This is a genomic window from Allobranchiibius sp. GilTou38 (assembly GCF_017565325.1).
GTDB lineage: Bacteria > Actinomycetota > Actinomycetes > Actinomycetales > Dermatophilaceae > Allobranchiibius > Allobranchiibius huperziae.
In genome coordinates this window covers 47,144-54,720 of record NZ_JAGEKN010000002.1, presented here as the reverse complement: position 1 = coordinate 54,720, position 7,577 = coordinate 47,144, and the positions used below count along the sequence as shown (strand labels likewise).

At 69.8% G+C, this 7,577-nt stretch carries 9 protein-coding genes; 8 read left to right on the top strand and 1 reads right to left on the bottom strand.

Translation table 11 applies throughout. From position 1 onward, the window contains the following. The first annotated feature begins 317 nt into the window (after window positions 1–317). From JOB34_RS00505 to ispG, 6 genes are read left to right on the top strand one after another with little or no spacing between them, the layout of a single operon-like run. On the top strand, window positions 318–617 hold the full coding sequence (locus JOB34_RS00505; RefSeq protein ID WP_208050890.1) for a hypothetical protein: 300 nt from the start codon (window positions 318–320) through the stop codon (window positions 615–617). Continuing rightward, the gene (locus JOB34_RS00500) at window positions 614–1,228 is read left to right on the top strand and encodes a hypothetical protein (protein ID WP_208050889.1); all 615 of its coding nucleotides are present in this window, start codon (window positions 614–616) and stop codon (window positions 1,226–1,228) included. The genes JOB34_RS00505 and JOB34_RS00500 overlap by 4 nt, the downstream gene beginning before the upstream one ends. After that, window positions 1,225–1,890: a hypothetical protein gene (locus tag JOB34_RS00495; RefSeq protein ID WP_208050888.1), complete on the top strand. Its 666-nt coding sequence runs from the start codon at window positions 1,225–1,227 to the stop codon at window positions 1,888–1,890. The genes JOB34_RS00500 and JOB34_RS00495 overlap by 4 nt, the downstream gene beginning before the upstream one ends. 41 nt (window positions 1,891–1,931) lie before the next feature. Continuing rightward, window positions 1,932–3,125, top strand: a complete 1,194-nt coding sequence (gene dxr / locus JOB34_RS00490) for a 1-deoxy-D-xylulose-5-phosphate reductoisomerase (RefSeq protein ID WP_208050887.1) — start codon at window positions 1,932–1,934, stop codon at window positions 3,123–3,125. Between the two features lie 40 nt (window positions 3,126–3,165). Then, window positions 3,166–4,488, top strand: a complete 1,323-nt coding sequence (locus tag JOB34_RS00485; protein ID WP_208050896.1) for a site-2 protease family protein — start codon at window positions 3,166–3,168, stop codon at window positions 4,486–4,488. Between the two features lie 29 nt (window positions 4,489–4,517). Continuing rightward, window positions 4,518–5,675, top strand: coding sequence for a flavodoxin-dependent (E)-4-hydroxy-3-methylbut-2-enyl-diphosphate synthase (ispG, locus tag JOB34_RS00480; RefSeq protein WP_208050886.1), 1,158 nt, complete (start codon window positions 4,518–4,520; stop codon window positions 5,673–5,675). Between the two features lie 16 nt (window positions 5,676–5,691). Here ispG and JOB34_RS00475 read toward each other — a convergent pair whose 3' ends face one another. Beyond that, window positions 5,692–6,231, bottom strand: coding sequence for a DUF402 domain-containing protein (locus JOB34_RS00475; RefSeq protein ID WP_208050885.1), 540 nt, complete (start codon window positions 6,229–6,231; stop codon window positions 5,692–5,694). A 76-nt stretch (window positions 6,232–6,307) separates the two neighbouring features. On the opposite strand from JOB34_RS00475, the gene JOB34_RS00470 reads away from it, so the two are divergent. Both JOB34_RS00470 and JOB34_RS00465 read left to right on the top strand, forming a co-directional pair. After that, window positions 6,308–7,147 carry a GNAT family N-acetyltransferase gene (locus JOB34_RS00470; RefSeq protein WP_347813670.1) on the top strand — a complete coding sequence of 280 codons (840 nt, stop codon included), beginning with the start codon at window positions 6,308–6,310 and terminating at the stop codon, window positions 7,145–7,147. 35 nt (window positions 7,148–7,182) lie between these two features. After that, entirely contained in the window at window positions 7,183–7,575 is a 393-nt protein-coding gene (locus JOB34_RS00465) for a DoxX family protein (protein WP_208050884.1), read from the top strand. The last annotated feature ends 2 nt before the right edge of the window (window positions 7,576–7,577 follow it).

Genomic DNA, 7,577 nt, shown 5'->3' with positions numbered 1-7,577 from the left:
GAGCGCCAGCACCCGGCGCAGCGGGGTGGTGGATGTCGGTCGTCGACTGCGCCATGGCCCCTCCTGCGCTGGTGATGGCACCCCTTGCCATCTACTCTGAATCATACTCCTGTTCGATAGGTGGCGCAATGGAAAACATGACGAATATGCCTGCGGATGATGATGATTCGACCAGCCGGCCGCGCTTGCGCGCCGGCGCATCGAACTGGTGCTGCCGTGTGCCGGGTGGCCGGCCCTGGCCCTGTGGACAACTTCTGCGGGCTCCGGCGGTCTGCTCCTAACGTGCAACCAGTCGCACGCGGTGGAGGGAGACGGCGGTGGATCGACGAGGTCGATGGCAGGTGTCGCCGGACGCCCTGGAGCATGAGGCGGGGGCGCTCGGCGCGATCCCGCACCCAGCGGAGTACGGCGCCGCGCGGATTGTCCTGGCTCTGGCTGCGGCGGTGTCGGGAGCCGAGTCGCTCTCTGCTGCCGTGAGATTCGGTCAGCGGTCGACAACGGCATTCGCCGGGCTGGACGAGCAGCGCGCGGGTCTGACCTGCGCACTGCGGCGCGCCGCGGCGGCCTACGCAGGTCAGGAGGCCGAGGTCGAGGCCGGGATGCGGCCGGGGCCATGAACGGCCGGCGGCCCGACCCCGTCGCGATCCGCGCCGCGGCGCGTCAGATCATGCGCGCGGCGGAAGACCTGGAGCACGATGCGTCGGTCGCGGCCGCCTGTATCTTCCGTCTCGAAGGGCGTTGGACGGGGAGCGCCGCGTTGGTGCACGCGGGTGCCATCGGCGACTACACCCGGGGCCTGCGGGCCACCGCAACCCGGTTGGGGCAGGTCGCCGGAGAGGCGACCGCGGTGGCTCTGCACCTGGACCGGGATCTGGTCGACCTCGGCCGACTCGAAGCGCAACGCGCCAGCACGAGCGCCCCGGCCGCGTCCCATCTCGACGTCCGGATCGCGGAGGTGTGGTCCTCGATCCGCTGCCATCAGGCGCGATTCGCGCTCTCGCTGGACAGCGTGGACCTGCAGCGCGCCGCCCCGGTTCCCGGGGGCCGCATGCGCACGGGCCCGGTGCGGATGCCCGAACTGGGGGTCGTCGATCCAGGGCGTATGCGCACCGGACCGGTGCGGCCTATCGGCGCCGAGCCGCGCGCCGGCCTCTGGGGTCCCGGCCGTATGCGCACCGGACCGGTTCGACGGCTCCTGGCGGTCCAGCGGCCGGTGGTGCTCCCGTGACGGCCCCGCTGTTCCGGCTCACCGACGAGGAGCTGCAGCTGTTCGGCGCCGCGGACGATGTCGACACGCCGTACCTGGACCGGTTGGGCGCGGCGCAGCGGTCGGTCGCGGTGGACGTCGCCTACCGAGCCCTGTGCGCACACGGTGTCGCGCTTGAGGCAGGTGAAGGTCTGCTGATGCCGGACGAGCTGGTGCACCTGCTTCAGGTGCGTGCGAATCCCGAGCGTTCGTACCGGATCGAGGTATGCGCGGAGGGTGCGCGGTCGCTGCGCCACGTGTACGACGCAGGCGGCACCACGGTGTGCGAGGACATCTCGATCGACGGGTTGCACGACTTCGACGTGCTGCCGGCGGATCGCTCCGTGCAGCTGGTGCTCGCCGCGCTGACACCGGAGCTGCAGTCCGAGCCCGACGGAGTCTCCCTGCGTGGGAGGGTCGTCGTCAGCCCCTGGTCTACGTCTGAACCGGCGCCCTGGGGCCGCGCTCTGGCGACGGCCGACGTGACCGTGCGCGCACCCGGACAAGCGGCCACCACGGTGTGCGTCATCTGGGGCGACTCCGGCACCTACGTGGTGAGCCCAGCCGCCGATCTCACAGCGCCAGACGCCCGCGGACTGTGCCGGATGATCGCCGCGCACCTCGGCATCGAGCAGGCGAGCTGAGCGACGGCACCCCACCAGAGGTTCCCGGGCACAATGGCGCAGTGAGCACCGACGCCCGTCCCCGCACCATCGCCCTGCTCGGTTCGACCGGGTCGATCGGCACCCAGGCCGTCCAGATCGTGCGTCAGCACCCCGAGGCGTTCGATGTCGTCGCGATCGCTGCGGGCGGGCGGGATCTGGAGCTGGTAGCCAGCCAGGCGGTCGAGTTGAACGCCGAACTGGTCGCCGTAGCGGCCGGCGCCGAAGCAGATCTACGCCGGATGATCGATGACGTGGCGCGCTCGGCGGGCCGACCGTCGTACGCACCACGGATCGTGGTCGGGCCGGACGCGGCGACGCAGGCGGCTCAGTGCGGAGCCGACGTCGTCCTCAACGGCATCACCGGATCGATCGGACTGCGCCCGACGCTGGCGGCGCTGCGCGCGGGTTCGACGCTGGCCCTGGCCAACAAGGAGTCGCTCATCGTCGGCGGACCGATCGTGAAGGCCCTCGCCGCGCCGGGGCAGATCGTGCCGGTCGACAGCGAGCACAGCGCCATCGCGCAGTGCCTCAAAGCCGGCGACCACGACGAGGTACGCCGGCTGCTGGTCACGGCGAGCGGCGGACCGTTCCGTGGTCGGCCGCGAGAGGAGCTGCACGACGTCACCCCGCAGCAGGCGCTCGCGCACCCCAACTTCTCGATGGGCCGGGTGATCACCACCAACTCCGCGACCCTGGTCAACAAGGGTCTGGAGGTCATCGAGGCCCACCTGCTCTTCGACATCCCGCTGGAGCGGATCGACGTGGTCGTGCACCCGCAGCAGATGATCCACTCGATGGTCGAGTTCGTCGACGGCTCCACCATCGCCCAATGCGGGCCACCGAGCATGCTGGTGCCGATCGCGCTCGGCCTCGGGTGGCCGCGTCACGTGCCGGACGCCGGGCCCCGCATCGACTGGACCACGGCCTCCAGCTGGGACTTCGAACCGCTGGACGACGAGGCGTTCCCCTCCGTCGGGCTCGCGCGGCAGGTCGGTTCGGCCGGAGCGACGTACCCCGCCGTCTACAACGCAGCCAACGAGGAGTGCGTCGACGCCTTCCACGACGGGCGACTGCGCTTCACGGCCATCGTCGACACGGTGGCGAAGGTGGTCGGCGACCATCAGGCGCAGGCGGGGGAGTTGACCGTCGAGCAGGTGCTACAGGCCGAGGACTGGGCGCGCGCCCGCGCACAGGAACTTCTCGCGGCGCAGTGAGCGAGGCGGGTTTCGCCGCGCATGAGAACCTAGTCGGGTGATGTTCCTGCTCGGTGTCGTGTTGATGGTGATCGGCGTCGCCATCTCGATCGCGCTGCACGAACTCGGCCACATGGCGCCCGCCAAGAAATTCGGCGTGAAAGTCACCCAGTACATGATCGGTTTCGGGCCGACCGTGTTCTCGCGTCGCCGTGGCGAGACCGAGTACGGCGTGAAGGCGATCCCCCTCGGCGGCTACATCCGGATGGTCGGCATGTTCCCGCCCGCACCGGGCGAGGACCCCAACCGGGTACGCGCGTCCTCGACCGGCCGCTGGAGCCAGCTGGTCGACCAGGCTCGCGACGCGGCGTTCGAGGAGATCGAGCCGCACGAGGCCCATCGGGTCTTCTACAAGCTGCCGACCCACCGCAAGGTCATCATCATGTTCGGCGGCCCGTTCATGAACCTGGTCATCGCCGCGGTGCTGCTGATCATCATCGCCTGCGGCATCGGCCTGCCCACCCAGGTCACGGCCGACGTCGGCTCGGTGATGCCGTGCCTGGCCACCAGCTCCGGCAGCGCCCCGAAGACCTGCCCCACCCCGTCGCCCGCGGCCGCGGCCGGCCTGCGGACCGGTGACCGCATCGAGTCCGTCGACGGCGTCAAGGTCAGCACCACGACGGGCGCGACGAAGGTCATCCGGGCTCACCCGCAGCAGCAGATCCCGATGGTCGTCCTGCGCGACGGCGTCCGCCGCACCCTGCACATCACGCCCGCGCTGCGGACCCTGCCCAAGACCGACGCTCAGGGCAACCCGGTCCTCAACTGGTCCGGGCGCACCGAGACCATCCGCGGCGGCCTGATCGGCGCAGGCATCGGCGGCACGAACGTCGTACGTCGTCAGCCGCTCACCGACGCACCCTCCATCGTCGGCGACGGAGTACGGCAGACCGCATCGGTCTTCGTGAAGATCCCGCAGAAGATGGTCGGGGTCTTCAATGCGGCGTTCGGCAGCGGCCAGCGCGACCCGAACGGCCCGATGTCCGTGGTGGGCGTGGGCCGCGTCGCCGGTGACGTCACCGAGAGCCACCAGGTCTCGACCGTGGACAAGGTGGAGCTGCTGCTCGGACTCCTGGCATCCCTCAACCTGGCCCTCTTCGTCTTCAACCTCGTTCCGCTGCTGCCGCTCGACGGCGGTCACATCGCCGGTGCGCTGTGGGAGGCCGTCAAACGCCCGATCGCGCGGGCCCGCGGTCTCAAGGGTCCGATCTACGTCGACGTCGCCAAGGCGCTGCCGGTCGCGTACGGCGTCTCGATGGTGCTGCTCGTGATGTTCGGGCTGCTCTTCTATGCCGACATCGTCAACCCCGTCAAACTCAACTGACCTCCTTTCGAAGGAATGCTGGCCAACAGATGACCGTCTCGCTCGGTATGCCGTCCGCCCCCGCACCCGTCCTGGCACCGCGCCGCCCCACCCGCAAGATCAAGGTGGGCAAGGTGTTCGTCGGCGGTGACGCGCCGATCTCCGTGCAGTCCATGTGCACGACCCCGACCACCGACATCAACGCGACGCTGCAGCAGATCGCCGAGCTGACCGCGTCCGGGTGCGACATCGTGCGCGTCGCCTGCCCCAGCCAGGACGACGCCGACGCGCTGCCCGCGATCGCCCGCAAGAGCCAGATCCCGGTCATCGCGGACATCCACTTCCAGCCCAAGTACGTCTTCGCGGCGATCGACGCCGGCTGCGCGGCGGTCCGGGTCAACCCGGGCAACATCCGCAAGTTCGACGACCAGGTCAAGCAGATCGCCCAGGCCGCCAAGGACGCCGGCGTCTCGATCCGGATCGGCGTGAACGCCGGGTCGCTCGACAAGCGGATCATGGACAAGTACGGCAAGGCCACGCCCGAGGCGCTGGTCGAGTCGGCCGTCTGGGAGGCCTCGCTCTTCGAGGAGCACGGCTTCCACGACTTCAAGATCTCGGTCAAGCACAACGACCCGGTGATCATGGTGGCCGCGTACGAAATGCTCTCCGAGCGCGGCGACTGGCCGCTGCACCTCGGCGTGACCGAGGCCGGACCGGCGTTCCAGGGCACCATCAAGTCCGCGACCGCGTTCGGCGCGCTGCTGTCCAAGGGCATCGGCGACACGATCCGGGTCTCCCTGTCGGCGCCGCCGGTGGAGGAGGTCAAGGTCGGCAACCAGATCCTGCAGTCGCTCAACCTCAAGCCGCGCAAGCTGGAGATCGTGTCCTGCCCGTCCTGCGGGCGCGCTCAGGTCGACGTCTACAAGCTCGCGGACGAGGTCACTGCGGGTCTCGAGGGCCTGACCGTGCCGCTGCGGGTGGCCGTCATGGGCTGCGTCGTCAACGGCCCGGGGGAGGCCCGCGAGGCCGACCTGGGTGTCGCGTCCGGCAACGGCAAGGGCCAGATCTTCGTCAAGGGCGAGGTCGTGCGGACGGTCCCGGAAAGCCAGATCGTCGAGACCCTGATCGACGAAGCCATGCGCATCGCCGAGGAGATGGGCGAGCCGGTCGACGGCGAGGGCGGCGCCCCGAGCGTCACCGTCAGCTGAACCCCTCGGCGCGGGATCAGACGTCGGCGAGCAGCTGAGCCATCCAGTCGTCGGGGCGCCCCGCGAAGGGTTCGGCGCGGGCACCGACGGCCTCGAAGACGTAGGCGCAGTCGCGTTCGGCCGTCTGAATCACATCGTCCGGGTACCCGAACAGCTTCTGATGGTCGGCGAACTCGTCCTCGTCGTCGACGAAGACCCGGCCGTCGTGCTCCCGCACGATGTCGAGGTCGAGGTCGACGAGGGTGAAGACGAAACCGTCGGCGGACCGGGACCAGTCGCCGATGGTGGTGATGTCGACGTAGGTTTGGATCTGGTGGCCAGGTCCGTTGAACGTCGCGAACCAGCCGCCGTACGACGCCAGCTTCACCGAGTCGGCCTGGGAGACCACCTCGTACCCGGGGCGGTGGAACGTCGTACCGCGTCGCATGCCGAGCCACACTCCGTGCTCGTCTGTGCCGAGGTAGGTCGTCGGCTCCTGCCAGTGCTCGCGCCCGTCCCACTTGCGGAAATTCACGAGGACGGGCGTGCCGGGCACGGTCGGAGTCTCGTCGGGCATGGCGGCGACGCTACCAACCGCAGGGATACTGGTCGTTTGCACCATCTCTCCATCCGATCCGAGGCAGGCTGACACCGTGTTGCGTACCTCCAGTCCCGCGCGGACCCTCGGGTCGAGCGATTACGACGCCGCGCTCGCGCTGTGTCGTCAGGACGCGATGGGCAACGTCTTCGTGGGTGCGCGCCTGGTGGAGGGCGGTCCGGCGTTCGCCAGCTCGCTGCTCGGCCTGGGAGGCGCGGAGCTGACCGCGATGTGCTGGGTCTCGGCCAACGTCGTGCCCATCTCGTGCAACGACGCCGCACTGGACGTCTTCGCCGCGAAGCTGCGCCGCTACCGGCGCCGGTGCTCCTCGATCTTCGGCGAGGCGGAGCAGGTGCTCGGCCTGTGGGAGCGGCTGGAGCCGATGTGGGGCACCGCGCGATCCATCCGGCCCGAGCAGCCGATGATGGCGGTGACGACGTCGCCGCGTGAGGTCGGACGACCGATGGATCCGCGGGTGCGGCTCGCGCGGGAGGACGAGCTGGACCTGGTGATGCCCGCCTCGGCGCACATGTTCACCGCCGAGATCGGCTACCCGCCGTACGTGGGATCAGACCAGGACTACCGGCGGATGGTGCGCGGACTGATCCGCGCCGGCCATACCTACGTGATCAGCGAGGGCGGTCGCATCATCTTCAAGGCCGACGTCGGGTCGCTGGCCTTCGGCGTCGCGCAGATCCAGGGGGTGTGGGTCGCGCCGCAGGCCCGCGGGCATGGCATCGCCGAGCCGGCCATGAATGCCGTCGTGCAGCACGTCCAGGACCACCTCGCCCCCGACGTCACCCTCTACGTCAACTCCTACAACGAGCCGGCGCTGCGCACCTACCAGGCCACCGGTTTCGAGGAGATCGAGACCTTCGCCACCGTCATCCTCTGACGGTGCGCGGCGCCGCGTCTGCGAGGGTGGGCCGCATGCCACCGCTCACCAACGGGACCAAGGTCGTCGCAGCCCTCTTCGCGGGGTCCAGCGTGATCCACACGTTCCGTCCGCAGGTCTTCGAGGACACCGTCCCGCATTTCCTGCCCTACCACCGCGAGCTGGTCTACCTGTCCGGCGCCGCCGAGATCCTGTGCGCTGCGGGGCTCATGGTGCCGCGCACCCGGCACTACGCCGCGATCGCGTCAGCGGCGCTGCTCGTCGCGGTCTTCCCGGCCAACGTGCAGATGGTCGTGGACGCCGGCGAGGACCTGGTCCGCAACGGCGCCACCACGGCGCGAGGCGTGACGCTCGGGGTGCTGCTCGTGCGTCTGCCGCTGCAGTGGCCGCTGGTCCGCTGGGCATGGAAGGCACGGAGCGCTCGGTAACG

Coding starts and splice junctions, on each gene's coding strand:
- JOB34_RS00500 (WP_208050889.1), top strand. CDS start 614: ATGAACGGCCGGCGGCCCGACCCCGTCGCGATCCGCGCCGCGGCGCGT.
- JOB34_RS00485 (WP_208050896.1), top strand. CDS start 3,166: ATGTTCCTGCTCGGTGTCGTGTTGATGGTGATCGGCGTCGCCATCTCG.
- ispG (WP_208050886.1), top strand. CDS start 4,518: ATGACCGTCTCGCTCGGTATGCCGTCCGCCCCCGCACCCGTCCTGGCA.
- JOB34_RS00475 (WP_208050885.1), bottom strand. CDS start 6,231: ATGCCCGACGAGACTCCGACCGTGCCCGGCACGCCCGTCCTCGTGAAT.
- JOB34_RS00465 (WP_208050884.1), top strand. CDS start 7,183: ATGCCACCGCTCACCAACGGGACCAAGGTCGTCGCAGCCCTCTTCGCG.